This window comes from Roseibium sp. JB4-4, from assembly GCF_055693425.1.
Genome location: NZ_CM146333.1, coordinates 5,509,910 through 5,536,095, shown reverse-complemented (window position 1 = coordinate 5,536,095; position 26,186 = coordinate 5,509,910). Strand labels below are relative to the sequence as shown.

Genomic DNA, 26,186 nt, shown 5'->3' with positions numbered 1-26,186 from the left:
TCCGGGTCTTGTTTCGGGTGGTGACACATTCGGGGCTTGATTGCAATATTCAAAGCTGTATACAGATATGTATTCAGACTTGGAGCAAACCTGATGAGCAATCAAATGACCGGCGCAGAAGCCATGGTGCGTATGCTTGAGGCCCACGGCGTAACCGAGGTTTTCGGTCTTTGCGGCGACACCACACTACCGTTCTATGATGCGTTGGCCCGGCTCGATCACGGTATCAATCACCTCTTGACCCGCGACGAACGTCACGCGGCCTACATGGCCGACGGTTATGCGCGTGTCACAGGAAAACCTGGCGTCTGCGAAGGCCCGTCTGGCGGCGGAGCAACCTATATTCTGCCTGGCGTGGTCGAAGCCAATGAAAGCTCTGTCCCGATCCTTGCGATTACCTCCGACGTAGCCACCACAAGCCGCGGCCGGTATCCTTTGACCGAACTTGACCAGGTGGCCCTCTTCGGACCCCTGGCCAAATGGAACACGTCGCTGGACGACGCAACACGTTTGCCGGCGCAAGTGCGCGCAGCCTTCCGCGCCATGACAACAGGCACGCCCGGGGCAACTCATCTGGCGCTCCCGTTCGACACCCAAAAAGCGCCGGTGGACGAAACCGAGATTTGGGCCGATCCACGCCACCGCGCTTTTCCGGCAGAGCGCGCGGCCCCAGACCCGGAAGCAATTGCAGAGGCTGCGCGTTTGCTGGCCGGCGCACAAAACGCCATTATCATATGCGGCGGCGGCCCGGTTCTCTCCGGTGCTGAAGACGCCTTGGCAATTGTTGCCCAAATGCTTCAAGCGCCTGTGGCCACGACAGTGTCGGGCCAGGGCAGCATCGCAGAGACCGATCCTCTTGCGCTTGGTGTTGTTGGTTCCAACGGTGGCAATCCAGCCACGCGTGCAGCCGTCGACGCGGCAGACGTGATCTTGTTTGTTGGCTGCCGCGCCGGTTCGGTGACAACCGAGCGCTGGCGGTCGCCTGGCCGGGACAAGATCATCCTTCACATCGACAGCGATCCAATGGTGATCGGAGCAAACTATCAGACGGCCGTTGCCATCAATGCCGATGCCCGTTTGGCGCTTGACGCCCTGGCCGTCGAACTTGCCGCTTTGCCCGGGGTCGTATCGCAGAACGGTGTGGCCCGCGCAGCTGCCGCCTGGAGTGCAAAAACTGCCGAATTCGATTTGCTCGCAGCTGCAACGGACCGACCGATCCGGCCCGAAGCCGTCATTGCCGTACTGATGGACATTCTGGAAGATGATGCAACGATCGTGGCCGATCCCGGCACGCCTTGTCCCTATTTCAGTGCCCATTACCGCTGGCGCAGACCTGGCCGGCATTTCATCACCAACCGGGCTCATGGCGCACTCGGCTATGCACTCGCGGCTTCCATGGGTGCCCATGTGGGCCGTCCGGGCGTGAAGACGATCGCAGCGATGGGTGACGGCAGTTTCGGCTTCTCCTGCGGTGAATTCGAAACCATGGTCCGTTACCGGATGCCGATCACGTCCATTGTCTTTTCAAATTCAACTTTCGGCTGGATTAAGGCGGGGCAGAACGCAGGATTCGGTCGCAGGTTCTACAACGTCGATTTCAGCCGAACGGACCACGCTGCCGTCGCGAGCGCCTTTGGGGTCAAGAGCTGGCGGGTTGAAGACCCGGCTGATTTGAAAAAAGTGCTCGCTGAAGCTGTCGACCATGACGGCCCGACACTGGTCGACGTGATTTCCCAGCCCCTTCACGAAGCCGCTGCTCCGGTTTCCGAATGGGTAGCCTAGATGCTGTTTCCAGAAGTCTTGGCGGCAAAACTCGCCAGACTGTCCCGAAGTTGCGCAAGAAACGTTTGTGCGACTGGTGTCAGCGGTCGGTTGCGCGAGGTGATGAGAGCCAGATCGAGCATGATTGCCGGTTCAAAGGGCCGCGTGACATAGCCGGGCTCCTTGTCGAAATGAACGGTGAACGGGTCGATCAGGGCAACCCCCATTCCCTGCTTGACGAAACTCAGGAGGTTTTCCGACAAGTGGGTGTGGATTTGCGGCCGCCACCCCGCATTGCGGCTTTCAAAGGCTTCCCGCGTGCGCCGGTGGGTCATGTGCTCAGGACCCATGACAATAAACGGCTGACTGTCCAGCAATTCCGGCGTGAGCCGGGTGTGCCGCGCCAGCACGTGATCTTTCGGCAGAACGGCGATGGTTTCGAAGTGAAACACCTCCCTGGCAAGGGTGTCGTGATAGACAGGCATTTCACAAACACCAATCTCGAACAATCCGGCCATGACCCACTCCTGGATCTTGGACGAATACTGGGATTGGAACGAAATAAGCAAATCAGGCCGCGTCTCGGCGAACCGTGCGATTTCGCCAGGCATGAACCCGAACGACAAAAGGTGTGGTGCCGCCACCTGAAGCTGACCCGCCTGCTTGTTTTGCAGGTCGTGGATCGCCTGTCCGACATGATCGAGGCCACGAACCACCGTATCGACTTCGCGAAACAGAACGTCGGCAACCGGCGTTGGTTGGAGACGGCCTTTGGTCCGTTCAAACAGCTTCAAACGGGTTTGACGCTCCAATTGGGCAAGCAGATTGGAAATACCCGGTTGGGAGATGCCCAACTGCTCGGCGGCACCGGTCACGGTCCCGGTTTCAAAGATGGCGTGAAATGCCTGAAGTTGTCGAAATCTCAAAGCCATACGCGCGCCCTCATAAGCTCATGTATCACAAAAAATGATGGAGCATCAAAGTCTTTGTATTTGAAATGATGATTATCAGGCGTCACTGTCGCTATCGAAGGGGAACTTGATGGATCTTGATCAGAAGATCACGGGGATGAAGCTTTGGCATCTGTCGCTTCCGGTCCTGTCGCGCCGCGACCATGGGATCGGAACGGTGGAAGGTTCCTGTGAAATCATCGTCGTATCCCTCATCAGCGAAGGGGGGCACGTAGGCTGGGGCGAAGCATCTCCATGGTCGGTCTTCACCGGCTCTCCCGAGGCAAGCTTTGCAGCGCTCGACCGGTACATTCGTCCGCTGGTCGTGGGAAGAAGAATAGGCGACCGAGCTGCAATCATGCGCGATGCCGCGCGCGCCGTCGCCCACGCAACGGAAGCAAAAACGGCAATTGATACAGCCTTGCTTGATCTGACGGGCCAAATTCTCAACACGCCAGTCTGGGCCTTGCTGGGTGGCAGATGCCGCGACACGATCCCTTTGTCGGTTTCAATCGCCGATCCGGACTTCGACAATGACCGCCGCCTCTTGGACCGGTTGGTGGAAGACGGTATCGGCATCGTGAAGCTTAAGGCAGGCTTTAAGGATCACGCCTTTGACACGATGCGGCTCAAAGCGCTTGCCACGGACTACCCGACACTGAACGTCCGGGTCGATTTCAATCAGGGCCTGACGATCGATGAAGCCCCGTCCCGCGTCTCAGATATCGCCGAATTTGAACCGGACTTCATCGAACAGCCGGTTCGCCACACTCAATTTTCGATGATGGCAAGACTGCGCGAGATGCTTAGAGTGCCGCTTCTCGCGGACGAATCCGTCTTCGGGCCCGAAGACATGACGCGAGCCATCCAGGAAGGCATTTGTGATGGCGTTTCGATAAAGGTGATGAAAGCCGGAAGTCTTTCCAGGGCGCAGGAAGTCGCAAAAATGGCGGCCGCCAATGGGCTGTCGGCCTATGGCGGCGACATGTTCGAGGCCGGACTGGCCCACCTTGCCGGTACGCACATGATTGCGGCGACACCGGAAATCACCCTTGGCTGCGAATTCTACCAGGCGAGCTATTTCCTGAAGCAGGACATCCTTGAGACGCCATTCCCGGTCAAGGATGGGCATGTAATCGTGCCCAACGGTCCGGGCCTCGGCATAAGGCCCGACATCGACCGTCTGAACCACACTGCTGTGACCAAGGTGGCTGCATGACCAAAACAGTCGCCATTGTCGGTGCCGGAATAGTCGGCGTGTCAACTGCGATCTGGATGCAGCGCGAGGGACACAAGGTCATCCTGATCGACAAGGCCGGCCCGGGAGAAGGAGCCAGCCACGGCAACGGTGGTGTACTCGCCTCCTGCTCCATGGTGCCCATTACGGTGCCGGGTTTGCTGAACAAAGCGCCGCGAATGCTGTTTTCTCCCAACATGCCTTTGTTTCTGAAATGGAGCTATCTGCCAAAACTCCTGCCCTGGCTGAGCAAGTATCTGTCCCATGCAAATGAAACCGATGTGAAACGGATCGCCAACGCAGTGAGCGAGATCGTCGGCGACAGCCTTGCTGAGCATCAAGCGCTCGCAGCCGGCACCGGTGCGGAGCACTTTATCGTGCCTGCGGACTACCTCTTTCTCTATCGCGACCGCGCGCACTTTGAAGAAGACGCATTCGGCTGGTCCATCAGGGCCGACTGTGGCTTTGAATGGGAGGAGCTGGAGGGTCCCGCCGTTGCAGCCTATGACAGTGGCTATTCAGCAGATATCGGCTTTGCTGCCAGGCTTAAAAATCATGGCCGCATCACGGACCCCGGCAGATACGTCAAAGCCCTGGCAGCTCACGCGACAGCCACCGGAGCAGAGTTCATTCAGGCGGAAGTGCACCGGATAAACCGGACGGGAGATGGGCCACCTTTGCTGGAGACTAGCAATGGGCCGATCGAAGCAGATGATATTCTGATTGCAACCGGTGCCTGGTCGAAACCATTGGCCGATCAACTTGGTCTCAATGTTCCCCTTGAAAGCGAACGCGGATACCATCTGGAACTTTGGGAACCCAATTTCATGCCGCGCTCACCCGTGATGGTAGCCAGCGGCAAATTCGTTGTCACGCCCATGGAGGGACGGATCAGGTTGGCAGGTGTTGTGGAATTCGGCGGCCTGGAAGCGCCCCCTTCCAGAGCGCCTATCGAATTGTTGAAACGCAATATCCGCGCGGCAATGCCAGACCTGACGTGGAAAAGGGAAGTGGAATGGATGGGGCATCGCCCTGCCCCTTCAGATTCCATTCCGGCAATCGGCCCCGTACCAGGTGTCAAGGGCGCCTGGCTCGGTTTCGGACATCATCATATTGGTTTGACAGGAGGACCAAAAACCGGACGTCTTTTGGCGCAAATGATCTCGGCAAAAAAACAAATCTCGATCTGTCGCCATTTTCCGCTGCACGGTTCCAACAATAAGCACAGCAAGCAGGAACCGGCTGCAAACCCAACCAGAAGGGAGCACTAATATGAAGTTTCTAACCAAGGTACTGACAACGACAGCATTGGTCGCCGCCAGCACAATGCCTGCGCTGGCTGCAGAAAAATGGGATATGCCGATGGCATATTCGGCAAGCAACTTCCATTCCGCGACCGGCGCTGAATTCGCAAAATGCGTGACCACTGGCACTGGCGGTGAAATCGAAATTGTTACGCACCCGTCCGGCTCACTCTTCCCCGGAGCGCAAATCAAGCGCGCGATCCAGACCGGCCAGGTGCCGATCGGTGAACGTTTGCTCTCAGGTCACCAGAACGAAAACGCCCTATTCGGCTTTGACTCAATTCCGTTCCTGGCAACCTCGTTCGACGACAGTGAAAAGCTCTGGAAAGCTGCAAAACCTACCATCGAAAAGGTGCTGGCCGACCAGAACCTGACGTTGCTCTACGCCGTGCCGTGGCCGCCACAGGGTCTATACTTCAAGAACGAAGTCAATTCCGTTGCCGACATGAAAGGTATCAAGTTCCGCAGTTACAACAACGCGACATCGCGGCTTGCCGAATTGACAGGCATGTTGCCGGTTACGATCGAAGCGGCTGAAATCAGCCAGGCATTCGCCACTGGCGTTGCGGACTCCATGGTCTCATCCGGTTCCACAGGTTATGACCGTAAGGTATGGGAATCCCTGGACTATTTCTATGAAGTAGATGCCTGGTTACCCCGCAACTACGTGATGGTCAACTCAGGCGTCTGGGACGGTGTTTCGGATCAGAACAAGAATGTCATCCGCGCTTGTGCCCAGATGGCTGAATATGCGGGCAACTGGCGTTCGAAAGAATATACCGGTTTCACTTTGCAGGGCCTGCGCGATGGCGGCATGACGGTTGGACCGGCTTCTGACCAGATGGTCGGCGAGTTGAAGGACATCGGTGTTACGATGACCAACGAATGGCTGGAAGCTGCCGGTGATGACGGCGCAGCCATCGTCGAATCCTTCAAATCGATGCAGTAACGCCACCTAGCGGACGGCCTATCCGGCCGTCCGCTGTTCCGGAAAATACCTCCTTGGATAACCTCTGAGAGCCTGGGTGCTTACCAGGGCTTGGCGGTTGTTCATGGATGGTTATGAAAAGAACCTATTGGGGACGTTATGACAGCGCTCAGGAAACTTCGGACCGGTCTCGACTTTCTCTATCTAGCATCCGGCGTGCTCGCCGCCTTGTGCCTCATTGCGATCCTTGTCCTGATCGTCCTGCAGATGCTTGCCCGCTGGATTGGCGAAGTTGCTCCGGGTATTCCCGAATATGCAGGTTACTTCATGGCGGCGGCCTCTTTCCTAGCTTTCGCAAACGCTCTCAACCGCGGCAGCCATATCCGCGTCTCGATCCTCTTGAACGCGGTTCCGCCGGCGGTGGCGCGATGGATCGACGTTTGGTGCTTCGCAATCGGAGCGCTGGTGATGTGGTACTTCGTCTGGTTCGGCTGGCGGTTCGTCAACTTCTCCATCATGATCAACGACATCAGTCAGGGTCAGGACCGCACTCCCCTATGGATCCCGCAATCCTTCATGTTGGCCGGCGCGATTATCATGGCGATAGCTCTGACCGATCATCTCATTCATCTGCTGTTTGACGGCAAAAACCGGATCAAGCGCGATCTGGTCGACCAGAGTTTCGGGGAGTAAGGCCATGGAAGACTTCTCGATCATCATTCTTTTTATCTTCGTCCTTCTCCTGCTTCTGGGCAGCGGTGTCTGGATCGGTCTGGCGCTTATGGGCGTTGCATGGGTTGGCATGGAACTTTTCACCACCCGCCCCGTGGGTGACGTTATGCTGACCACGATCTGGTCTTCGTCCTCAAGCTGGACGCTGACCGCCTTGCCGCTCTTTATCTGGATGGGCGAAATCCTTTACCGAACGCGGCTATCGGAAGACATGTTCCGTGGCTTGAGCCCCTGGATGGCCGGATTGCCCGGCGGTCTTGTGCACACCAACATCGTCGGTTGCACCGTCTTTGCCGCAGTTTCAGGGTCCAGCGCAGCCACTTTGACGACCGTCGGCAAGATGTCGATACCCGAACTCAGAAAGCGCAATTACCCCGAAAACATGGTGATTGGCACACTTGCCGGTGCAGCTACGCTGGGGCTGATGATCCCGCCCTCGCTGACACTGATCGTCTATGGCGTGACGATCAACGAATCCATCTCAAAACTCTTCTTTGCCGGCATTTTGCCGGGGCTCGTGCTCGCCTCCATGTTCATGGCATACGTGGCGATCATGTCAAAGGTGTCGAAAAACTGGAATCCGGCACCGGAACCCAAAATGAGTTTTGCGAAAAGAGTTCAGAATTCCCGCTTTCTGATCCCGGTCATCCTGCTCATACTTCTGGTGATCGGGTCCATGTACCTGGGCTTTGCCACAGCGACAGAGGCAGCGGCCTTCGGCGTGATCGGCAGCCTGCTCCTGGCCGCCAGCCAGGGGTCACTGAGCTGGAAGACTTTTGCCGAAAGCCTGATGGGGGCAACCAGAACATCGGCGATGATCGCCCTGATCTTGGCCGGTGCCGCCTTCCTGTCGCTGTCCATGGGTTTCACAGGCCTGCCGCGTGGCCTGGCCGACCTGATCGCACAAATGGAACTGTCCCGGTTCGAGCTTTTGATGGCGCTTCTGGTCTTCTACATTATCCTGGGAATGTTCCTCGATGGCATTTCATCAGTGGTGCTGACCATGGCCGTTGTCGAGACAATGGTTCGCCAGGCCGGGATTGATCTGATCTGGTTCGGTATTTTCATTGTCGTGGTGGTCGAAATGGCCCAGATCACGCCGCCGATCGGGTTCAATCTGTTCGTCCTTCAAGGCATGACACGTCATGAGATGGGTTTCATTGCCCGGGCCAGTATCCCGATGTTCCTGATCATGGTCCTGATGGTCTTCGTACTGATCGCCTTCCCGGAAATTGCCACCTGGCTTCCGGAAAACATTCGTCAGGGGCCCGGCTGATCCCGATTGCGTCAAGTGCCGGTATTTCAGCAAAACGACAAAAGGCCACCCGCAACAGCAGGTGGCCTTCCAATTGACGCTAAAGGTCAGTCGTTGATTTCCTGAACTTTCATGACAAGTTCGTTCCAGTTGCGCTGGTTTTCAATGTCGTGTTCCAGTCCTTGCTCGTCTGCAATGGTGAAACGCTTGACAGCCGGAGTTTTGCTGGTCGCCTGATACAGCCAGTAAGCTTCGGCTTTCAGGGCCTGATCGATCGGCTTGTCTATGGATTCGTAGACCATTTGTTTGCAGGCGTTGATGGATTCAGCAGGGAATTGCGCAATACGCCTGGCCAAAGTATCCACATAGTCCCCAATCTCATCCGGTTCGAGTGCCTTGTTGATCGTTCCCATTGCTTCCGCTTCATCGGCATCGAAATCGCGAGCGCTCAAGATGATCTCCAATGCGCGGCCAAGGCCGGTTTGGCGCGCCATGCGTGAGGCTCCGCCGCCGCATGGCAAGATCCCCATACCAACTTCCATCTGCATAAATTTGAACTTTCCTCGAGCTGCAAAGCGCATGTCGAGCGCCAACGCCAGCTCGTGCCCTCCACCGCGCGCAAAGCCCTCCAGTTTGGCAATCGTCGCTTGAGGAACCTTGCTGATGCGCTCACAAACCGACTGCAGATCGAGAAGTTGCGCTTCTTCGCGTGACACGGCTTCTGTCGACATATCCTTCAACAGTTCAGTGTCATAGTGACAAACCCAGATTTCGGGATTGGCTGACTGGAACACGACAACCTTGGTTTCACGGTCTCTTTCCAACCGCATTGCAAGACTGTTCAGATCGGCCAGCATTTCCTGTCCCTGAACATTCACGGTCCCAAAATCAAAGGTTACCGTCGCAATTCCGTTGTCCACTTTTACATCGAAGGTGGAGAAGTTTTCGTACTTCATGTGTGCGCTCCTAATCCAATTACGGTGCACACGACCCTTCATCGAAATCAGCTCCGCTAAAGTGGTCGCGTGTCACGGAGGCATCTCGTGCTCCGCAGAGCCAGAACTACACTAACAAGATTTTTCTATTAATCCGGCAAATAAATGTTTCAGTAATCGTTTTTTCAAGTTAATTAGAGTACTTGAATCGAAAAAAGCCCGGTGAAAGTCCTCATATGTCTTCTGGCAGGATCAGGTCTACGGCATTCACAGAGGTGATTGGCAGCAACCGGCACCATACGTTTTTGTCGAACGGGAAATTGAAAAACCGGAACCAATCGAATGGATACAGAGTGTATTAGGCTGTTCGTGCTGGCAGCAGATATGCTGAATATCAGCGCCGCTGGACGCCAGCTTGGATTGGCACAGGCCGTTGCGAGTGCGCGCCTTTCGAAACTTGAAAAACAGGTGGGTTCGGACTTGCTGCACCGGTCCACGCGAAAGGTATCCCTGTCGCTCGAGGGAGCCGAATTTCTCCCTTTTGCTCGAGAAATTCTTGCCCAGGAAGATGCCTTCTTTGCCGCGCAGGGCCACGATGGGAGGCAGGTCAAAGGGACGTTGCGCTTTGCCGCTCCAAGTTCCTTCGCCCAGCTCTTCATTGCTCCGATACTGGGTGAATTTCTCGACCGTTTTCCCGGGATCGACATTCAGCTCAAGCTGTCCGACACGCAAATGGACTTGATCGAAGGAGCTTACGATCTGGCATTGCGAAACTATGCAATTGAGGACAGCAGTCTCAGAGCCAGGAAACTCGCGGATGATCGGCGCATTCTTTGCGCTTCGCCGGACTATCTGGAACGCAACGGTTTTCCGTCTTCTCCTGATGATCTGGCAACACATCGTCTTCTTGTGTTTCGAGAAGGTCCTCCGCGCAAACTCGTTGCCGCAAAAGAAGAACCATACGCCGTATTCCCTCCCCCGAATGCTGAAAACCGCCTCACCTTCGATGACGGAACCTGTATGAAAATTTCGACTGTCAATGGAGCAGGCATTTCGATGAACTCTTTCTGGAGCGTCTATCAGGAACTGAAGCAGGGCACTCTTGTGCGCGTTCTCCCCGACTATGAAGTGCATGACAAATCGGCCATATGGCTTGTCTATCCAAAATCAAATGTCCTGACTGCAAAGGTGCGTGTCTTTATCGATTTCCTGATGGAAAAAATCGGCAGACCGCCTCTTTGGGAGCTCTAGTTTGCAGGCATCAACACTGTTCCAAAAGCTCGTTGGGCAATCTGCCGCTATGCTGAAGGAATATTCAGCCCTTGGACTTCAACGCATTTGGGCACTAAAACAACAAACTCAGATAGAATTCTCCAATTTCCCCAACACTCAGAGGGACATATGCAAAAACGCAAACTGGGTGCCGACGGTCCTGAAATCGGCGCGATTGGCTATGGCGCCATGTCCTTTTCCGACATGTATGGGCCAACCAACGAAGCCGAGAGCCATGCAGTCCTTGATGCATGTCGTGAATTGGGTGTTACACACCTTGATACGGCTAATATTTACGGTATGGGAAAATCGGAAAACGCGATCGGAACCTACCTGAAGGCCAATCCGGCAGCGCGGGACGAGTTCATCATCGCGACAAAGGCCACCATAACCAGAGATTCAGACGGCAATCGCATCTTCGACAACTCAGCAGAGCATCTTGAAGCGGAACTGGACAAGTCTCTTCAACGGCTTGGGGTCGAGTGCGTGGATCTGTTTTATGCACATCGGCGCGACACCCGCTTCACCCCGGAAGAAACGGCAACAAATCTTGGGAGGTTGGTTGAAAAAGGCAAGACCCGCGCGATCGGCCTGTCGGAAATCGCACCTTCAACGCTGCGCCGCGCCATGAAAGCCTTTCCAATCGCTGCCGTTCAATCGGAATATTCGCTCTCCACGCGGTTCCCGGACCTTGGGCTGGTACAGGCTTGCGCCGAACTTGGCGTTGCCATGGTGGCTTTCTCGCCTGTCGGCCGCTCACTCCTGACCGACAATCCGATCTCGCGTGAAGCTCTTGCAAACTTGCCCTTTCTCGGCGGGAACCCACGTTTCATGGAACCGAACCTGACCGAAAACCTTCGCCTAACTGAAGGCTTTCGAAAGCTTGCTGCTGAAATGGGTACGACCGCTGCAGGATTGGCCAATGCCTGGCTGCTCAGCCGCGGGCCTCATGTGATCCCGATCCCGGGCACCCGCTCAGTGAGCCATTTGCGTGAATGCATCTCCGGAGCAGACCTGACCCTTTCAGATGCGGATCTTGAACGCATCGAAGCCGTTCTGCCTGTGGGTTGGGCACATGGCGACCGGTATTCGGTAGACCAGTGGAACGGGCCCGAACGCTACTGTTGATGCATCCGAGCAAAACAACCCGTCGACAGATTGCCGATCTGGCGAACGGGACGCTAACGCCAGACCCGAAAATTCACTCCCCGGCAAAGCGGTAAAGAATGTCGCCACCCATGCTCAACTCAGCGCCAGGAAAAACCGTATACCCGTCACAAAGTTGGTCGAGCCGGATCATGACATCCCGATAGAACCAGAGCCGATCCGTTGGCGGCAAAAACTTGTTCGCCAACTCCAATGCTTGCGTAACATCTCCCTTTGCGAGCAGCAGCTCCAAGTAAATTGTTCGATCGACCCCCAGCGGCAGATCGTCTTTGCCACTTTGAGCCGCTGATGCCGCCGCCATCCAAGCCTCCCAATCGAAATCCGGTGGCAATACTGAAGGCCGCGATGGAAGACCAGTATCGGTCTCGGTCAGGTAGGGGACCATAGCCTGCCTCGCAATCATCCAATTCAAGGTGGTTTGCGCAGTATCCGCATAGTGGCGGACAGTTTTTCCCAAGCTAAAACTCGCCATCTGCTGGCGCAGATTTTCATTGCCCAAATCGTCGGACAAGAGCCCATAAAGATATACCCAAGCAGGCTCGAGCTCGGCTCTTGGCTGCAGACGCGCGGCTTCGATTTCAGCCAGAAAGTCACGAGATACACCCGCAATCGGGCCTTCGGCTCCCGTTTGATTGAAGAGAATGCTCAGCCACGCCATTCCCCCCATCTGGGAAGAAGCTCGCAGTATCTCATGATAATGCACACGCCGTTGCCGGCGCTCATCATCATCTCCGGGAACAGGAACCGGGGCGTTTTGATTATAGATCGACGCAAGATAGGTCGTCAGCTTGTCAGGCCCCGCCAGCTTTGCCAGGTCCTCTTCCTGGTGCCTCTCGAGCAAGGCATCATACTCCGGCAGTTCCTGGCGCGAGCCCAGAACCATGGCAGCAACACCCAATTCCCCGGCACCTTCCGCATTTCGAGCCAATGTCAATTTGAAGTCATCGCTTTGATCAACAACCCAGTTGTGAACGCCAAGCCCACTGAAATACCGAGCTTCGAACCCTTTGACCAAGTCAGGACTGTTCCGCACTGCTGTCAGCAATTCAAAGAAAGTTGCGCCAGCATCAGCCAAAAGAATTTGTCGCATGACGACGGGCGAAAAATCGGCAAAGATTTCGACCGCAGGTCGATCATCCGCTTTCAAACCTTCTTCTACGCCCGATTTGGAGATCGCGAAGGCTAGCCGCACGTTGGTCAGGCCCTGAGCTTGGCGTTGAGTACCAGCTTGAACGTGATCCAGAAGCTCCAGTCCGGCGGCCATGCCCAAATCGTCGTAGCGCAGCTTCAAATAGGTAGCTGCTGTTCCAAAATGCCGTTGTGAAAACCTTTTGACCCGCGGGCGCTCTGAAATAATACGATCAGCGAGGTCAAGTATGGTGGCCCTATGCGGGCCGCATGAAGACTGATCGCTTCCGCTCAGCCGCTCCTCTCCATAGACAGCATTGATACCGAACAGGAAACACACAAATGCGCCCGTCATGGCAATCTTCCGACTTATCGACATCGTCCAAGTCCTCCGTTTTGCCCACTCCCTGCGTTTATGTCTTTGAATAAAAGCCCAATTTTTCGATTGTGTTGGTTTTTCGAGTGTCTTTCAGCTCGAAGTTAGCACGTTGCCAGCGACGCGTTAAACGTCTAGCACACTACCTTACAACTGAATTCACCGCTGACGAATGGTTTTCGTCCTATGACTGCCATCTGAAGCACCACCATCGCTCATGTGCATTCAGAGCTGGTCTCAGTCCATCGAAAGGCGAAACTCATTCGGCCTTTTTCATGCAATTTCCTTGAACCCTGCCAACGCCTTGCGATCGTAACCATGCGATGCAGTCCAGAGCTGGCGCGTATATTCGTGCTTGAGATCGCCTGTGCGCATCTGATCTTCACTCATTTCCTCAACCACCACTCCGCGGTTCATCACCGCAATTCGGCTGCAAAGATGACCGACAACGGCAAGGTCGTGGCTGACCATCACATAGGTCAGGCCATGCGCCTTCCGAAGTGCCGAAAGAAGGTTCAGAATTTCCGCCTGGACAGACACGTCCAGCGCGCTGGTCGGCTCATCAAGCAGGATGACCCGCGGCTCCAGAATGAGCGCGCGCGCAATGGCGACACGCTGGCGCTGCCCACCGGAAAGCTGATGCGGATAGCGAAAACGGTATTCCGGGCCAAGGCCGACTTCGCCCAGGATTTTCAGAACCCGTTCTTCGCGTTTATCCAATCCGTGGATGATCAGCGGCTCACTTAAAGTGGCATCGACTGTCCTGCGCGGATGCAGCGAGCCGTAGGGATCCTGGAACACCATCTGCATATGTTTGCGGGAGGCAGGTGTTCGTTTGTGGGCAATTGGCTGCCCATCAATTCTGATAGTCCCGGTCCAGTGGGAATAGATACCGACCATGGCTCTCAGAACGGTTGATTTTCCAGAGCCCGATTCACCGACAAGTCCGAAACTTTCTCCTTCTGCGACCGACAGATTGAAATTCTTGACTGCTTGGATCTGGTTTTTGCCCGAACCGAAAGTAATGCTGAAGTCGTTGATATCAATCATTGCTCGAACACCCCGCTGGCGTCGCTTGGCTGCGCGAGCCAGGCAGGGTCCCGTTCAAGAACAGGCAGGTCGTCGTGCCGACCGTCAAGCCTCGGCAAGCAATTGAGAAGCCCTCTCGTATAGGGATGTTGCGCTTCATCGAGACGCTTGGCATCGAGCGTTTCCATGATACGACCGCCATACATGACAAGCACCCGGTCACAAAAACTGGAGACCAGCTGCAAGTCGTGACTGATCAGTACGAGACCCATGCCACGTTCTCGCACCATGTCATCAAGCAACGAGAGCACCTGCATCTGTACGGTCACATCCAGTGCGGAGGTCGGTTCGTCCGCGATCATCACGTCGGGATTCGTAATCAGCATCATCGCGATCATGATGCGTTGGCCCATGCCACCCGACACCTGATGCGGATAAAGGGAGTAAACCTTTTCCGGTTCACGGATGTGAACTGTGTCGAGCATTGAAAGCGCCCGCTTTTTTGCTTCCGTCCGGGGAATGTTTTCATGCCGTCGGCAGGATTCGGCAATCTGTGCGCCCACGGTCAGCACCGGGTTCAGCGAGTATTTGGGATCCTGCATGATCATGGAGATGCGCGAACCGCGAATGTTTCGCATTGTCCTGGCATTCGCGTGCATCAGATCCATGCCGCTGAACATCAGTTTTTCTGCCTCAATACGTCCGTTGCCCGCTGTCAGGCGCAGAAGTGCCCGTCCGGTTTGAGACTTGCCTGACCCGGACTCGCCGACAATGCCAAGCCTCTCCCGGCCAAGGTCAAAGCTTACGCCGCGAACGGCATGAACAAGACCTTTGGAGGTCGAAAAGCGCACATGAAGGTTACGAACCGACAACATCGGTTCTTCGCGCAGAGGCTCCTTGTTGAAACTTCCGTTCATGATCAGTGCCCCCTGAACTGCGCGGGTCGAGAACATCGCGCAGACCGTCGCCCAGCAGGTTGAAGCCGAGCGAGACAACCAGGATGGCGATGCCCGGAATGGTCGGCACCCACCATTGATCCAGCAGATAGTCGCGTCCAGAGGCGATCATCGCCCCCCATTCGGCGAGCGGTGGTTGCGCACCAAGACCCAGGAAGCCGAGGCCGGCAGCGGTCAGGATGATCCCGGCCATGTCCAGCGTCAGACGAACGATTGTGGAAGACATGCACATTGGCATGATATGGGCCAGCAGGACCCGCACGCGCGACGCGCCCATGATCTGCGCTGCCAGGATGTATTCTGAGTTGCGCAAGGTCAGTGTTTCGGCCCGCGCAAGGCGCGCATAGGGCGACCAGGTCGTCAAGGCGATGGCGAGTACCGCGTTCTCCAGTCCGGGGCCAAGAACGGCGACAAATGCCAACGCAAGGATCAAACGGGGAAAGGCCAGAAAGATGTCGGTGATCCGCATCAGTGTCGCATCGACAACACCGCCGAACAGCCCGGCTGTTGTGCCGATGATAAGGCCAATGGGCATCACGATGATCGACACCAGAAAGATGATGTAGAGCGTCACCCGCGACCCCCAGACAATCCTGTCGTAAATGTCCCGCCCAAGTTCGTCTGTCCCGAACCAATGCTCAGAGCTTGGCGGTGCGAGGCGATTGGAAAGCTCCTGCGTCGTCCCGTCCCCGGAGGTCAGCAGTGGAGCGAAAAGAGCAACCAGACAGAGGAAGAGAACGATGAAAAAGCCGAGCATCGCAATCGGATTGGACTTGAATGAGAGCCAGCTGATATAGGCGCGCTGGCAACGGGCCTGGAAAGCATTGTGCGGCGAGTCGGCCAGCAACCAGGACACAACGGAACTTGAGGTTTGCGTGTGCTCCGACATTATTTCGCCCTCGGATCGACGATGCGATAGAGCATGTCAGACAGCATGTTGATGAAAACGAAGGAGATACCAACGACCAGTGTTCCACCTATCACGGCGTTCATGTCAGCGTTGAACAGTGAATTGGTGATGTATTGCCCAATGCCAGGCCAGGCAAACACCGTCTCGGTCAGAACGGAACCTTCGAGCAGGCTGGCATAGGTCAGTCCGATGATGGTGATCAGCTGAACCATCACGTTCCGGAACGCGTGGTACCAGATCACCGTCCCCTCACCCAGCCCCTTCACGCGCGCCGTCAGAACATATTCTTGATTGAGCTGGTCCAGCATGAAGGACCGCGTCATGCGGGCAATATAGGCCAGTGAATAGATTGCCAGCATGGAAGCCGGCAGGATGACATGGGACAATGCATTCTGGAACACATCCCATTCGCCGGCAATCGCAGCGTCGATCATGATGACACCAGTCACCGGATCGACGATACCGTCGTAGAAGAAGTCAATCCGGCCAGGACCGGCCACCCAGTCCAGCTTGGCATAAAAGACCAGCAATGCGACCATGCCGAGCCAGAAAATCGGGATGGAGTGGCCAAGTAGACCGATGACCCGAACGCAGTGATCGATGAGCGTACCTTGGCGGACGGCAGCGAAAACACCAGCGGGAATACCGATTATCACGCCGACAACCGTTGCGATCGTGGCCAATTCCAGCGTTGCTGGAAAAAACCGCTTGATGTCCTCCAGAACGGGCTGCCCCGTCATCACCGAGTTGCCGAAATCGCCGCGCAGGACGTCACTCAGGAAGATCAGGTATTGCTGCCAGATCGGCTTGTCGAGGCCGAGCTGCAAAAACATAGCGTCATAAACTTCCTTCGACGCTCTGTCTCCGACAATGGCGACAACGGGGTCATTGGGCATGATACGCCCGATCACGAAGGTGACTGCGGTCAGCCCGATAAAAGTCAGGGCCAACATTAGGATGCCGCCGCCGATTTTCCGGGCAACATTCAGATAGGGTTTGAAGTCCACTGCCGGGCGCGGTGTCGCGGCGCTATCAGTCATTCAAAAGCGCCTTTTGAAAATGGGCCCAGCGGCCCTGCCGCCCCGGTTTTTCCCGGCAAATTGCGTCTTGACTGTACGCGTTTGGAATGAGGACGAATAGATGGTCGAGTGACAAGCAAGTTGGCCGGATCCTTGAACAAGTAAAATCACGCTCCCATGCTGCAAAAAGCGCGGGAGCGCGCATCACAAACCGTCAATGGTCCGCGCATCTTCACTCAGATGCACGAACCATCAGACCAGATCTTACTTGGTCACTGTCTTGTAGTACGCCTGGTCGGAGGTCACGCCATTGACGAAGCCTTTGACATTTGCGCGCTGACCAAATGTGCCGATCGCCTGGAACATGATGGTAAACGGAGAATCCTCCTGAACCATCTTCTGCAGCTTGGCATAGGTAGCTTCACGCTTGGCCGGATCGGATTCGGCTGCCGCCTGATCGGTCAACTCGGTCAAACCTTCTGCAGGCCAGGCGTTTCGCCATGTCAGCTTGCCGGTCAGCTTGGCTTCGAAGTCATTGTTCGGGTTATGCGCAAATGCATCGGCATTCGAATGCGGATCAGAGTAGTCCGGGCCCCAGCGCGCAACGATCAATTCATGTTTGCGTGCGCGGTATTTTGGCCAGAGTGTCGCACCGTCGGACAAGATGATCTCCGAGTCGATACCGAGCTCCTTCAGGCTGGCCTGAACACTTTGAGCAACTTCCGTGAACGGTGACTTGTTCAGCGTGTCGATGGTGATTTTTGTGTCGGCGTCCAGACCGGCGTCCGCAATCAGGGCTTTCGCCTTGTCCATGTTTTGGCTGTACGGTGTATCCGTGGCTGCAGCCCACATGCCCGACGGCCAGAAGTTCTGATGGATCTTGTACTGTCCATCGAGGAACGAACCGACCATGCCGTCATAATCGACCATATATTTCAGCGCCTCACGAACTTCCGGTTTCGATAGAACCGGATGCTCCATGTTGGACGCCAGATACATCAGGTATCCCTTGGGGTAGCTCTCGGCAGAAACATCACTATTTCCGGCAAGTCCCTTAAGCTGATCAGCCGTCAATTCCATCGCAGCGTCAACGTCACCCTTTTCAAGCAGAAGACGTTGTGCGGAAGGCTCAGCCACGTGGCGAATGACGACGCGGTTCATCGCGGGTTTGCCCTGCCGATAGCCGTCAAAGGCTTCCAGCATGACGACTTCGTTGGCTTTCCAGTTCTTCAACATGAAAGGACCGGAACCAGCGGAATTGTCTTTCAGCCAAGCATAGCCCATGTCGCCGTCGACTTCGTGTTCCTGAACCTCTTTCATGTCAACTATGGATGCAACACTTGAAGACAAAAGGTTCAGTACGAGCGCGGGCGACAAATCAGCAAGAATGTTGATTTCGACGGTACCATCATCAACGGCAACGACTGCTTCGTCGACATTGTCTGCGGTCCACCCGATCTGCTTGATGATAAAGGCCGGTGTCTTGTCCAGTTTGACGGCCCGGCTCAGCGAATAGGCAACATCAGCGGCTGTGACAGGATTGCCTGAGTGGAACGTCAGGCCCGGGCGCAGTTTGACGGTGATTTTCTTGCCGTCTTCGGAAAACTCGTAGGATTCTGCAATGCCGCCAACAAGTTTAGTCAGGTCGTCCGGCTCGAACAGGAACAGTCGCTCATAAATGTTTGCAACAATCCGGCTGCCGGTGAATTCAAAGCATTCGGCAGGATCGAGCGTAATCGCATCTGCCGTGTTGCGGGCAATCACAAACGTATCTGCAGGCGTCTCGGCAATTGCCGGAAAAGCGACTGAAGTCGCCAGGACTGCGGCAAGTGACAGGCCTTTCAATGGTGCTGTAAATTTCACGATCATTCCCCCTCTGGAATAATTCGAATGGGTCGGTGCCGGTATGAACCGGCGGGATCGTGTGCGGTGTCGCTTCGTTGACTGAGCAAGTTTTCCGCACCTGAAGCAAAAGCTTATATCGATTGCTTGAATTCAACCAACAGCCTTGTTATGCAAATTTTGCATAATGTTACGTGCTGCTTATTTATTCAGCAGGGCCTCAGAAGGAAAAACGATGTGGACACCAATTGGCTGGCCGACTTTCTGGTTCTGAGCAAACGGGGAAACTTTTCCCAGGCAGCAGATGAGCGCAACATCACTCAATCCGCCTTCAGCAGAAGGATCAAAGCCCTCGAAACCTGGCTAGGCACGGAACTGTTTGACCGAAGCAGTTACCCCGTCTCGCTCACGCCTGAAGGCGAAATCTTTCATGCTTCGGCACAAAACGTGCTGAGGGAACTGGAACTCAACCGCGTTGAATTCCAAAGGCGAAATTCCGCCGCCACACCGGACATTCGCCTTGCTGCCTCAACGTCTCTGGCGCTCAGCTTCGTTCCTGAGTGGCTTCACCAAATCAAACAGGGCTGCGGTGCGTTTTCCGTTTCTATAGACAGCTACGATTTCTATGAAATGGTGGAGCTGCTCGGTGATCGAAAGATGGATCTGCTGGTGCTCTATTTTAAGCCAGAGGTACCGGCATTTTTTGAGCATCAGGAATTCGATTCAATAAAACTTGGCGATGACACTATGCATCTTTGTACTGCCCTTGATGCAAACGGACGTCCCGCCTTCGACGTCGACAAGCCTCCAAGCACCGGTCTTGAATACATTGGCTACGGCCAAACCGGTTATTTCTCCAAAGTCGAAGACCTCCTGTTTTCATCAATGACTGCACAGGATCCGGCATTTGTGTGTGCGTCGCAGAGTGGGACCTGCGAATTCATGAAACGGCTTGCCCACCTTGACCAGAAGATGCTTTGGCTGCCGGCCTGCAGCGCCTATGAAGATGTTCAGGCAGGGCGGCTGGCGTTGGCCGGGAACGGTCGATACGACACCAACCTGGAGATCTGGGTCTTCAAGAAACGTGACGCACCATCACCGCTTGTGCAGAAGATCTGGTCACACCTGAAATCAAATCCCTGTACCAGCCACCTTGAAAACTACCGGCTGAGCTGACACGGACCCAGCCCATTCCAACTTCGGAAATGGATCGTCGCCGTTGTTCGGCACACTTTGCTCAATTATCTGCCTATTGAGCGCACCGTGCTGGCGCCACCGTCAACGGCAATAATTTGTCCATTGACGAAGCTCGCTTCATCAGACGCAAGCATTGCGGCAACAGCTGCAACCTCTTCCAGGTAAGCGACCCTGTCACTGGGTGTGGCCGCTATCCAACCATCACGTGACTTGGGATCGGGCATCATGCCTCCATCGACGGCGCCCGGAGCCAGAACATTGACGCGAATACGATGTTTCGCAAGTTCTGCCGCCATTACCCGCGCCAATGACGCGACAGCGCCTTTCGAAGCAGCATAGGCACTACGCCCCGTGACACCGATCTGTCCATGGATGGAAGTTATGAAGACGATCCTGCCGCCCCTTTCCATCATGTGGGTGCTTGCCTGTTGAGCCACTCGAAACGCCCCGAGCAGGTTGGTGTTAAGGTGGCTTTCAAATTCTTCCTCGGTGAGATCGCAGAACCTTGCCGCCTTGATCATACCTGCGGCATGAACCAGGACATCCAACCCGCCCAACCGCTCTACAGCGCCTCCAATTGCGCGATCCACAGATGGCCTATGCGTGACATCAACCTTGATGAACTCGGCGATACTCGTAGCCGGAACCTCCTTATCGAGGCAAACGACCTGGTCGCCTCGTTTGCATAAAGACCGCACAATGGCGCTGCCAAGTGCACCGGCACCGCCAGTCACAATGGACCTCAATGGTTTGAAACTAGACATCCCAATCAAGCATCAATCTAAATCGCTCCTGCCCGCATGGCGATTTCTCGGCACGTTGAATCATATTACGATTAGATATCGCATATTATTGAATTGTTGCAATGGCCAAACCCGTATCCTAGGCTGCCAATAGAATTTGAATGGATGGACTTGGGAGGTAACTGAACGTGCAAAAACAAGGATCAGTCATTGCTGCACTGTCCAATCAGTTACGCCTCGACATCTCTCTTGGGATAATAAAACCCGGTGTGAAGCTGAATATTGAAGGGTTGAAACGGACCTACTCAGTGTCGCACCCATCGGTTCGTGAAGCTTTGTCTCTTCTTGTTGGTGAGGGATATGTAAGCTTTGAAGAATCTAAAGGTTTTCGCGTTCTCAATCCGTCCCGGGACGAGCTTCACGATAGCATCCGGGTCAGGGCCGAACTCGAAGCTTTGGCGCTGGATTGGGCAATTGAACGGTCAACCGTCGACTGGCGCTCTGCGGTCGTTGCCACCCACTACGCTCTGTCTGAAGTTGAGCGCCAAATGCCGACCGACCCCATGAATGCGGCTCTGGAGTGGGATGAACGCAACAAGACCTTTCATATGGCCATCGCTGGCAATTGTGGGTCACCCAAACTGATTGAACTGATCTCAGTGCAATATGATCAAAGCCGTCGTTATCGGTTGATGGCACACGCGAATGATCGCAGTGAGATGTCGAGACGCCGCTGGGTCGAAAAAAGCGCGAATGAGCACAATGTGCTGAAAGACGCAGTTTTGTCCGGGGACACAAAGACCGGCCAGAACCTCTTGCGAGGTCACATCACAAAAGCCGCTCTTCATGTGATTTCAGACACCGGATTGGCGGATGAAGCTTGAGCGAGGCAAGGCCGGCTGACCTCACTCTCAACTCAACCGGCCGCGCCACAAGGTTCTCACACCAACAAGCGAACAAAGAAGATGCCAAGTCCCACGACCAGCAGGGCCGCTCTGACCGCAATATTGAATTTCGAGATGATCGCGAAAGACAAACACCCGAGCCCAGCCCCCATTTGAACAAAGGCGACCAGTGCGCCACCCAAACTCGACTTCAACGCAATGATCTCGGGGTTTGCGATCATACCAAGAGGTATGAAATAGAGGCCGATTCCGAGGGCCATCGCGCTCACTGCAACCTTCAGCCAGTTCTCGCCGATCATTCCCGATGCAATGAATACTGCGCCACACACCGGTGGTGTGATGGTCGACAAGAGCGCAAACCAAAAGACAAACAGGTGGGCCTGTAACGGTTCAAGCCCGAGATCGATCAGTGCAGGACCGGCAACTGAAACACAAATGACATAGGCGGCGGTCGTTGGCACTTCCATACCCAGAAGCAGGCACGCCAGGGCAGTCAGCAAAAGCGATGGCCACAAAAGTCCACCGGAGCCTGACACGATGAATGAAGTGAGCTTCACGCCAAGTCCGGTAATGCCAAGCACACCGATGACGATGGCGGCGCAAATGATGATGGAGCCGATCATGGCGATTTGCCGGCCCGCATTGATACAGGCATTGCCAAGCCGCTCAGTGCCCAGGGTGAGATCGAACCCGGTTTTCCCGTTGAAGAGAAGAGCAAACAGGCCCACGAAAATCGCCAGGGCAGCCGAATATTGCGGTGTGAATTTCAGGGCAAACATCGAAATCAACAACACCGCAAAAGGCACAGCGAAGAAACACGACGTGATCAAGATGTCACGCCGGCTGGGGCGCTCATCGTCAGGGATGCCCTTGAGAGCGTAGCGCGTCGCATAGGCGTCGATGCCGACCCACACAGCGAAGAAGAAAAGGATCGCCGGCAAGAGAGCAGCAAACATGATGTCGGTGTATGGGACACCGGTCAGCTCGACCATGACAAATGCGCCCGCTCCCATGAGCGGAGGCATGATCTGACCACCTGAAGAGGCAACGGCTTCAACGGCAGCGGCCAGACGCCTCGGATAACCCAGCTTGGTCATCGCAGGCAAAGTGACGGCTCCGGTTGAAGCGACATTCGCCGACGCCGATCCGGAAATGGATCCAAACAGGGCTGAAGACAGAACGGATACCTTTGCAGCACCGCCCTTCAGACGCCCGGCGGCGCCTGCCGCTACGTTCATGAACCCCTGCCCGGCTTCACCGGCATTGAGAACCGCCCCGAAGATTACAAAAACTGAAACCACGCCAACGGAAACGCCTGTGAGACTGCCCCACAGCCCCCCTTCAGCTATGGTAAGCGTGCCGAGAAAACTCGGCAGCGGCGTACCGGAATGACCAAACTGTCCGGGAATGTGATTTCCAAAAAGGCCGTATGCGAGCATCAGCGCAGCGACAGTCGGCAGCGGCCAACCGATCATGCGCCGCGCCGCCTCGAGCACAAGACCGAGCAGGAAGAATGCCATGACTTTCTGGCCGGTCCCTTCAAGGAAACCGTATTGATTTTTCAAATCCTGATGGTTCAACGCAATCCAGACGCAGCAACCGATGCCCAGAACCGTCAGAACGGCACCCAGGGAGGCATCGAACCTGGACTGTGCTGAATAAAGAAACACCCAAGGCAGGATCAGTGCCAGGTGCAATGGCCTGGCGACGAGATTTGGCACCAGACCATAGAAAATCAGGCCCAGGTGAGCTGCAATCATCAGCAGTCCGAGTGCGGCCCAGACGAAGTGTGAACGAGTATATGTCATGAGAAGATGTGCATAAGAGCAACGCCCGGCCAGAAAGCCGGGCGTGCTGTCCTGCTTATCGATGTGCGTCTGTCAAAGGAGCGCCGACCTCTTCGTAATAACGAATGGCACCGGGATGAATTTCCGTGGTGATGTTGGCGATCATGTCCGGGCTGATACCATTCCACCATGCCGCTGCACTGCCCAGTTCGGTCTTCTGTTCCCAAAAGGTCTTTGTGAGGAGATAGGCCGTATCGTCACTCATCGCGGTGGTGGTGAACGCCACAACCGGCAAGGACGTTGTTGAAACATCCGCATCCTGGCCTGCATAGGTTCCAGCCGGTATGGTCAAAGGCGTTCTCTTGGTTGCTGCAACTTGTTCGTCGCTCAAGGACAAGACACGCACACCTGTTGAAGCGGCCGCTTCAATCACGTTGGGAGCCGGATAAGAACCGGCAGTCACAAACCCATCAATTTGTCCGTTTTTCAACGCGGAAACAGCATTGGAAAGTTCAGAATCCGCAAGTGTGACTTTCCCTTCCAGGCCAAAAAGACCGAGGTATTTTTCACCTTCGCGTGCACCGAAAGACCCGCTGCCGAGCAAGATTGTTTTTCCTTCCAGGTCCTCAAAGGTCTCAACGCCGCTATCTGCCGATACGACAAAATGCATCGTCAGGGACGGAATTGGGAAAAGCGCGCGGATAGTGTCAAACGACGGGTCGCTCTTCCCGTCGAACATGGCTTTGCCGCCTTGTGCAAGACCGACCAGAGCCGGCGGTGTTGTGAACACATAGTCGCCACCGCGAGCGCGAACTTCCATGACATTTTGAACAGAGCCCTGGCTCTCTTCGACCGTCACAACAACTCCGCCGTCGGTGCCAGCTTGCATCGCTTCGGCAATCTGAACACCCATCTGATAGTAGGATGATGTGGTCTTTGCGGATTTGTATGTGATCCGTTCTTGTGCAGAAACCGACGTTGCGAGCGTGACGGCAACGGATGCCAATGCCAGCGATTTTAGCAGGTTCTTCATTGTTCTCCCTCCCAGAGAAATTCAGTGGCCAAGTCTTGTTGATGTTGTTGAATGCACCAAAGCATCATATGAGATGAATATCAATCATAATATGAAACTGGTTATGACTCGTTAGAAACTCAATATACATCACAAGTGAAACGGCAATTGCAGCATCAGATCCATGACGGATTTATGCATCTTTGCATTTCCATGAATGAATAGCGTGTCTTGCCTTCGAAATCGACAGGTTCACAAGCGCTGATCTGGAATAAACACACTACTTCAAGACCGGTCACTTCTCTTATGTCGAGGACAGTCGCCTTCGGCCATGACCGCATCGGGCCCGTCAACTGTGCGCACCTAACAGCGCTGCAAGCGGGAGTTCCAGGAAGGTCAATCTGAGTTGAAGAAGCTGTAACGGAATCTCTCAGCTAGCGTGAAGACTGTATTTGTACTTGGGCCGATACAACTAAGTACTTTCAATATATACAACCCACTATTGACAAAAATAGCAGCCGACGCGTTACTATTTCGAGAAATAGCTGAGATTTGAAATTATTATATTGGCCGATCTTCAAGGAAAACAATGCACAATAATTCACACGAATTGGACAACGCAACAATTCACGAAGTTCAACATGGCGACGAGTTGTTTAAAATTGTTCGCGAGCACTATGGGCATGGCACATTTCTTAACGACAAGCAGGGAATAGTTGATGCGGTTACTTCAAACAATCCGCACATTCGAGACATAAACAAAATTTATCCTGGCCAACTGATCGCGCTGCCCAATATCGTTGGCGACCGACGGGCTATACCTGCGTTCACGCCTGTTCAAAATCGCTGTACGCAGGAAGTAGTCGGAGAGCTTTCGCGGACGAATGGCATTACAAGAAGTATACTATCTGGCCTTGCGAACACGCCATCCGCGGCACCAAGCCTTGACGCGGCAGGAGGTATTTATGGTTCCTTCCAACGGGCTGCGTCAGGTGCAGTAAAGAACGTTGATGAACTAAATCGCCTTTACTCAAACTATAGACAGCACAGCATTTCCAAAGGTGCCTACGACTACCGTCGGATCAAAATATTAAACGCGATGGACAAAAATCTAGGTGGATTTAGAACACATGCATTCTCAAAGAACCCGCTCGACAAGGTAAAATCATCTCGAGAAATATTGCGCTTCAGCACTTCCGGAAAAGGCGCAACACAGTCAATGACAAATGGAATCTCTCGGCTGAACAACACTGTTTCAAGGGTCAAGATTGGGGGAGGTTTACTTATTGGTTTACAGCTAGCGAGCGCTACAACCCGTCTACGAGAGGCGCAAACAAGTCAGCAAAAAACGGCTGTCGTAACGGAGACAAGTGGCTCTATCATTGGTGGCATTGCAGCAGGCGCTCTGTTTGCGGTGGCCGTTGGAACACCAGTCGGCTGGGTGGGGCTTGCTGGAGTTGCAATTGCAGGGACCGCTGGCGGACTTCTTGGAGGGGAAGTGCTGAAAGCAATAGGAAACGAAGCGCTTTTCCATGAATCCGGAGATGCTAAGTTTGAACAGGTTAGCAAGTTCTGGAAGTTTACTGGGATTTGACTTGCCTCGTTAGCGCCGGTCGAGTGCTGCCCATACCTGTTGATGAACTTATCTGGATAGGGTGCCCTTACTGTTTGATGCAGGCAAACCGAACACGTCCTAGAAAGATGATCCGCTAGCCAACGGAGATCTATGTCGTGTCGACTT

22 protein-coding genes are annotated in these 26,186 nt (G+C 54.7%); 11 read left to right on the top strand and 11 right to left on the bottom strand.

Annotated features, from left to right (window positions below; translation table 11 throughout):
* Positions 1-93 precede the first annotated feature (93 nt).
* Complete coding sequence (locus ACZ1HV_RS26050) at positions 94-1,782, top strand: thiamine pyrophosphate-binding protein (protein ID WP_472716762.1); 1,689 nt, start codon at positions 94-96, stop codon at positions 1,780-1,782.
* On the opposite strand, the gene ACZ1HV_RS26045 is transcribed toward ACZ1HV_RS26050, so the two are convergent.
* Positions 1,779-2,693 (bottom strand): LysR family transcriptional regulator, encoded by a 915-nt coding sequence (locus ACZ1HV_RS26045; protein WP_472716761.1) that lies wholly within the window; start codon positions 2,691-2,693, stop codon positions 1,779-1,781. The genes ACZ1HV_RS26050 and ACZ1HV_RS26045 overlap by 4 nt on opposite strands.
* Before the next feature lie 109 nt (positions 2,694-2,802).
* Here ACZ1HV_RS26045 and ACZ1HV_RS26040 point away from each other — a divergent pair, with 109 nt between their 5' ends.
* From ACZ1HV_RS26040 to ACZ1HV_RS26020, 5 genes are all read left to right on the top strand, one after another.
* Positions 2,803-3,930: an enolase C-terminal domain-like protein gene (locus tag ACZ1HV_RS26040; RefSeq protein ID WP_472716760.1), complete on the top strand. Its 1,128-nt coding sequence runs from the start codon at positions 2,803-2,805 to the stop codon at positions 3,928-3,930.
* Entirely contained in the window at positions 3,927-5,219 is a 1,293-nt protein-coding gene (locus tag ACZ1HV_RS26035; RefSeq protein ID WP_472716759.1) for an NAD(P)/FAD-dependent oxidoreductase, read from the top strand. The genes ACZ1HV_RS26040 and ACZ1HV_RS26035 overlap by 4 nt, the downstream gene beginning before the upstream one ends.
* A gap of 1 nt (position 5,220) precedes the next feature.
* Complete coding sequence (locus ACZ1HV_RS26030) at positions 5,221-6,201, top strand: TRAP transporter substrate-binding protein (RefSeq protein WP_298822507.1); 981 nt, start codon at positions 5,221-5,223, stop codon at positions 6,199-6,201.
* A 138-nt stretch (positions 6,202-6,339) separates the two neighbouring features.
* Complete coding sequence (locus ACZ1HV_RS26025; protein WP_298822506.1) at positions 6,340-6,873, top strand: TRAP transporter small permease; 534 nt, start codon at positions 6,340-6,342, stop codon at positions 6,871-6,873.
* 4 nt (positions 6,874-6,877) lie between these two features.
* Positions 6,878-8,188 carry a TRAP transporter large permease gene (locus ACZ1HV_RS26020; RefSeq protein WP_298959953.1) on the top strand — a complete coding sequence of 437 codons (1,311 nt, stop codon included), beginning with the start codon at positions 6,878-6,880 and terminating at the stop codon, positions 8,186-8,188.
* An 86-nt stretch (positions 8,189-8,274) separates the two neighbouring features.
* Here the strand turns inward: ACZ1HV_RS26020 and ACZ1HV_RS26015 are convergent, their stop codons facing one another.
* Positions 8,275-9,123, bottom strand: coding sequence for an enoyl-CoA hydratase/isomerase family protein (locus ACZ1HV_RS26015; protein WP_472716758.1), 849 nt, complete (start codon positions 9,121-9,123; stop codon positions 8,275-8,277).
* Between the two features lie 321 nt (positions 9,124-9,444).
* Here ACZ1HV_RS26015 and ACZ1HV_RS26010 point away from each other — a divergent pair, with 321 nt between their 5' ends.
* Positions 9,445-10,353, top strand: coding sequence for a LysR family transcriptional regulator (locus tag ACZ1HV_RS26010; protein ID WP_298822502.1), 909 nt, complete (start codon positions 9,445-9,447; stop codon positions 10,351-10,353).
* A gap of 150 nt (positions 10,354-10,503) precedes the next feature.
* Positions 10,504-11,502: an aldo/keto reductase gene (locus ACZ1HV_RS26005; RefSeq protein ID WP_298822500.1), complete on the top strand. Its 999-nt coding sequence runs from the start codon at positions 10,504-10,506 to the stop codon at positions 11,500-11,502.
* A gap of 73 nt (positions 11,503-11,575) precedes the next feature.
* Here the strand turns inward: ACZ1HV_RS26005 and ACZ1HV_RS26000 are convergent, their stop codons facing one another.
* From ACZ1HV_RS26000 to ACZ1HV_RS25975, 6 genes are all read right to left on the bottom strand, one after another.
* On the bottom strand, positions 11,576-13,048 hold the full coding sequence (locus ACZ1HV_RS26000; protein WP_472716757.1) for a hypothetical protein: 1,473 nt from the start codon (positions 13,046-13,048) through the stop codon (positions 11,576-11,578).
* A gap of 270 nt (positions 13,049-13,318) precedes the next feature.
* Positions 13,319-14,095 carry an ABC transporter ATP-binding protein gene (locus tag ACZ1HV_RS25995; protein ID WP_472716756.1) on the bottom strand — a complete coding sequence of 259 codons (777 nt, stop codon included), beginning with the start codon at positions 14,093-14,095 and terminating at the stop codon, positions 13,319-13,321.
* A complete protein-coding gene (locus tag ACZ1HV_RS25990) occupies positions 14,092-14,991 on the bottom strand; it encodes an ABC transporter ATP-binding protein (protein WP_472716755.1) in 900 nt (299 codons plus the stop codon). Before ACZ1HV_RS25990 ends, ACZ1HV_RS25995 begins: the two co-directional genes overlap by 4 nt.
* Positions 14,933-15,919: an ABC transporter permease gene (locus ACZ1HV_RS25985; RefSeq protein ID WP_472716754.1), complete on the bottom strand. Its 987-nt coding sequence runs from the start codon at positions 15,917-15,919 to the stop codon at positions 14,933-14,935. Before ACZ1HV_RS25985 ends, ACZ1HV_RS25990 begins: the two co-directional genes overlap by 59 nt.
* Positions 15,919-16,980 carry an ABC transporter permease gene (locus tag ACZ1HV_RS25980; protein WP_472716753.1) on the bottom strand — a complete coding sequence of 354 codons (1,062 nt, stop codon included), beginning with the start codon at positions 16,978-16,980 and terminating at the stop codon, positions 15,919-15,921. Before ACZ1HV_RS25980 ends, ACZ1HV_RS25985 begins: the two co-directional genes overlap by 1 nt.
* A gap of 243 nt (positions 16,981-17,223) precedes the next feature.
* Positions 17,224-18,822: an ABC transporter substrate-binding protein gene (locus tag ACZ1HV_RS25975; RefSeq protein ID WP_298959941.1), complete on the bottom strand. Its 1,599-nt coding sequence runs from the start codon at positions 18,820-18,822 to the stop codon at positions 17,224-17,226.
* A gap of 216 nt (positions 18,823-19,038) precedes the next feature.
* On the opposite strand from ACZ1HV_RS25975, the gene ACZ1HV_RS25970 reads away from it, so the two are divergent.
* Positions 19,039-19,977 carry a LysR family transcriptional regulator gene (locus ACZ1HV_RS25970; protein ID WP_298822493.1) on the top strand — a complete coding sequence of 313 codons (939 nt, stop codon included), beginning with the start codon at positions 19,039-19,041 and terminating at the stop codon, positions 19,975-19,977.
* A gap of 65 nt (positions 19,978-20,042) precedes the next feature.
* Here the strand turns inward: ACZ1HV_RS25970 and ACZ1HV_RS25965 are convergent, their stop codons facing one another.
* Positions 20,043-20,732 carry an SDR family NAD(P)-dependent oxidoreductase gene (locus ACZ1HV_RS25965; RefSeq protein WP_472716752.1) on the bottom strand — a complete coding sequence of 230 codons (690 nt, stop codon included), beginning with the start codon at positions 20,730-20,732 and terminating at the stop codon, positions 20,043-20,045.
* A gap of 197 nt (positions 20,733-20,929) precedes the next feature.
* On the opposite strand from ACZ1HV_RS25965, the gene ACZ1HV_RS25960 reads away from it, so the two are divergent.
* A complete protein-coding gene (locus ACZ1HV_RS25960) occupies positions 20,930-21,625 on the top strand; it encodes a GntR family transcriptional regulator (RefSeq protein WP_472716751.1) in 696 nt (231 codons plus the stop codon).
* Positions 21,626-21,681: 56 nt separating this feature from the next.
* Here the strand turns inward: ACZ1HV_RS25960 and ACZ1HV_RS25955 are convergent, their stop codons facing one another.
* Both ACZ1HV_RS25955 and ACZ1HV_RS25950 read right to left on the bottom strand, forming a co-directional pair.
* Positions 21,682-23,454: a TRAP transporter permease gene (locus tag ACZ1HV_RS25955; protein WP_298822490.1), complete on the bottom strand. Its 1,773-nt coding sequence runs from the start codon at positions 23,452-23,454 to the stop codon at positions 21,682-21,684.
* A 55-nt stretch (positions 23,455-23,509) separates the two neighbouring features.
* Positions 23,510-24,466 (bottom strand): TAXI family TRAP transporter solute-binding subunit, encoded by a 957-nt coding sequence (locus tag ACZ1HV_RS25950; protein WP_298822489.1) that lies wholly within the window; start codon positions 24,464-24,466, stop codon positions 23,510-23,512.
* Between the two features lie 568 nt (positions 24,467-25,034).
* Between ACZ1HV_RS25950 and ACZ1HV_RS25945 the strand changes: the two genes are divergently transcribed.
* On the top strand, positions 25,035-26,039 hold the full coding sequence (locus tag ACZ1HV_RS25945; RefSeq protein WP_472716750.1) for a hypothetical protein: 1,005 nt from the start codon (positions 25,035-25,037) through the stop codon (positions 26,037-26,039).
* Positions 26,040-26,186 lie beyond the last annotated feature (147 nt).

Excerpts from the sequence above, each read along its gene's own strand:
- ACZ1HV_RS26050 (WP_472716762.1), top strand. The coding sequence starts at position 94 with ATGAGCAATCAAATGACCGGCGCAGAAGCCATGGTGCGTATGCTTGAG.
- ACZ1HV_RS26045 (WP_472716761.1), bottom strand. The coding sequence starts at position 2,693 with ATGGCTTTGAGATTTCGACAACTTCAGGCATTTCACGCCATCTTTGAA.
- ACZ1HV_RS26040 (WP_472716760.1), top strand. The coding sequence starts at position 2,803 with ATGGATCTTGATCAGAAGATCACGGGGATGAAGCTTTGGCATCTGTCG.
- ACZ1HV_RS26035 (WP_472716759.1), top strand. The coding sequence starts at position 3,927 with ATGACCAAAACAGTCGCCATTGTCGGTGCCGGAATAGTCGGCGTGTCA.
- ACZ1HV_RS26030 (WP_298822507.1), top strand. The coding sequence starts at position 5,221 with ATGAAGTTTCTAACCAAGGTACTGACAACGACAGCATTGGTCGCCGCC.
- ACZ1HV_RS26025 (WP_298822506.1), top strand. The coding sequence starts at position 6,340 with ATGACAGCGCTCAGGAAACTTCGGACCGGTCTCGACTTTCTCTATCTA.
- ACZ1HV_RS26020 (WP_298959953.1), top strand. The coding sequence starts at position 6,878 with ATGGAAGACTTCTCGATCATCATTCTTTTTATCTTCGTCCTTCTCCTG.
- ACZ1HV_RS26015 (WP_472716758.1), bottom strand. The coding sequence starts at position 9,123 with ATGAAGTACGAAAACTTCTCCACCTTCGATGTAAAAGTGGACAACGGA.
- ACZ1HV_RS26010 (WP_298822502.1), top strand. The coding sequence starts at position 9,445 with ATGGATACAGAGTGTATTAGGCTGTTCGTGCTGGCAGCAGATATGCTG.
- ACZ1HV_RS26005 (WP_298822500.1), top strand. The coding sequence starts at position 10,504 with ATGCAAAAACGCAAACTGGGTGCCGACGGTCCTGAAATCGGCGCGATT.
- ACZ1HV_RS26000 (WP_472716757.1), bottom strand. The coding sequence starts at position 13,048 with ATGTCGATAAGTCGGAAGATTGCCATGACGGGCGCATTTGTGTGTTTC.
- ACZ1HV_RS25995 (WP_472716756.1), bottom strand. The coding sequence starts at position 14,095 with ATGATTGATATCAACGACTTCAGCATTACTTTCGGTTCGGGCAAAAAC.
- ACZ1HV_RS25990 (WP_472716755.1), bottom strand. The coding sequence starts at position 14,991 with ATGAACGGAAGTTTCAACAAGGAGCCTCTGCGCGAAGAACCGATGTTG.
- ACZ1HV_RS25985 (WP_472716754.1), bottom strand. The coding sequence starts at position 15,919 with ATGTCGGAGCACACGCAAACCTCAAGTTCCGTTGTGTCCTGGTTGCTG.
- ACZ1HV_RS25980 (WP_472716753.1), bottom strand. The coding sequence starts at position 16,980 with ATGACTGATAGCGCCGCGACACCGCGCCCGGCAGTGGACTTCAAACCC.
- ACZ1HV_RS25955 (WP_298822490.1), bottom strand. The coding sequence starts at position 23,454 with ATGACATATACTCGTTCACACTTCGTCTGGGCCGCACTCGGACTGCTG.
- ACZ1HV_RS25950 (WP_298822489.1), bottom strand. The coding sequence starts at position 24,466 with ATGAAGAACCTGCTAAAATCGCTGGCATTGGCATCCGTTGCCGTCACG.
- ACZ1HV_RS25945 (WP_472716750.1), top strand. The coding sequence starts at position 25,035 with ATGCACAATAATTCACACGAATTGGACAACGCAACAATTCACGAAGTT.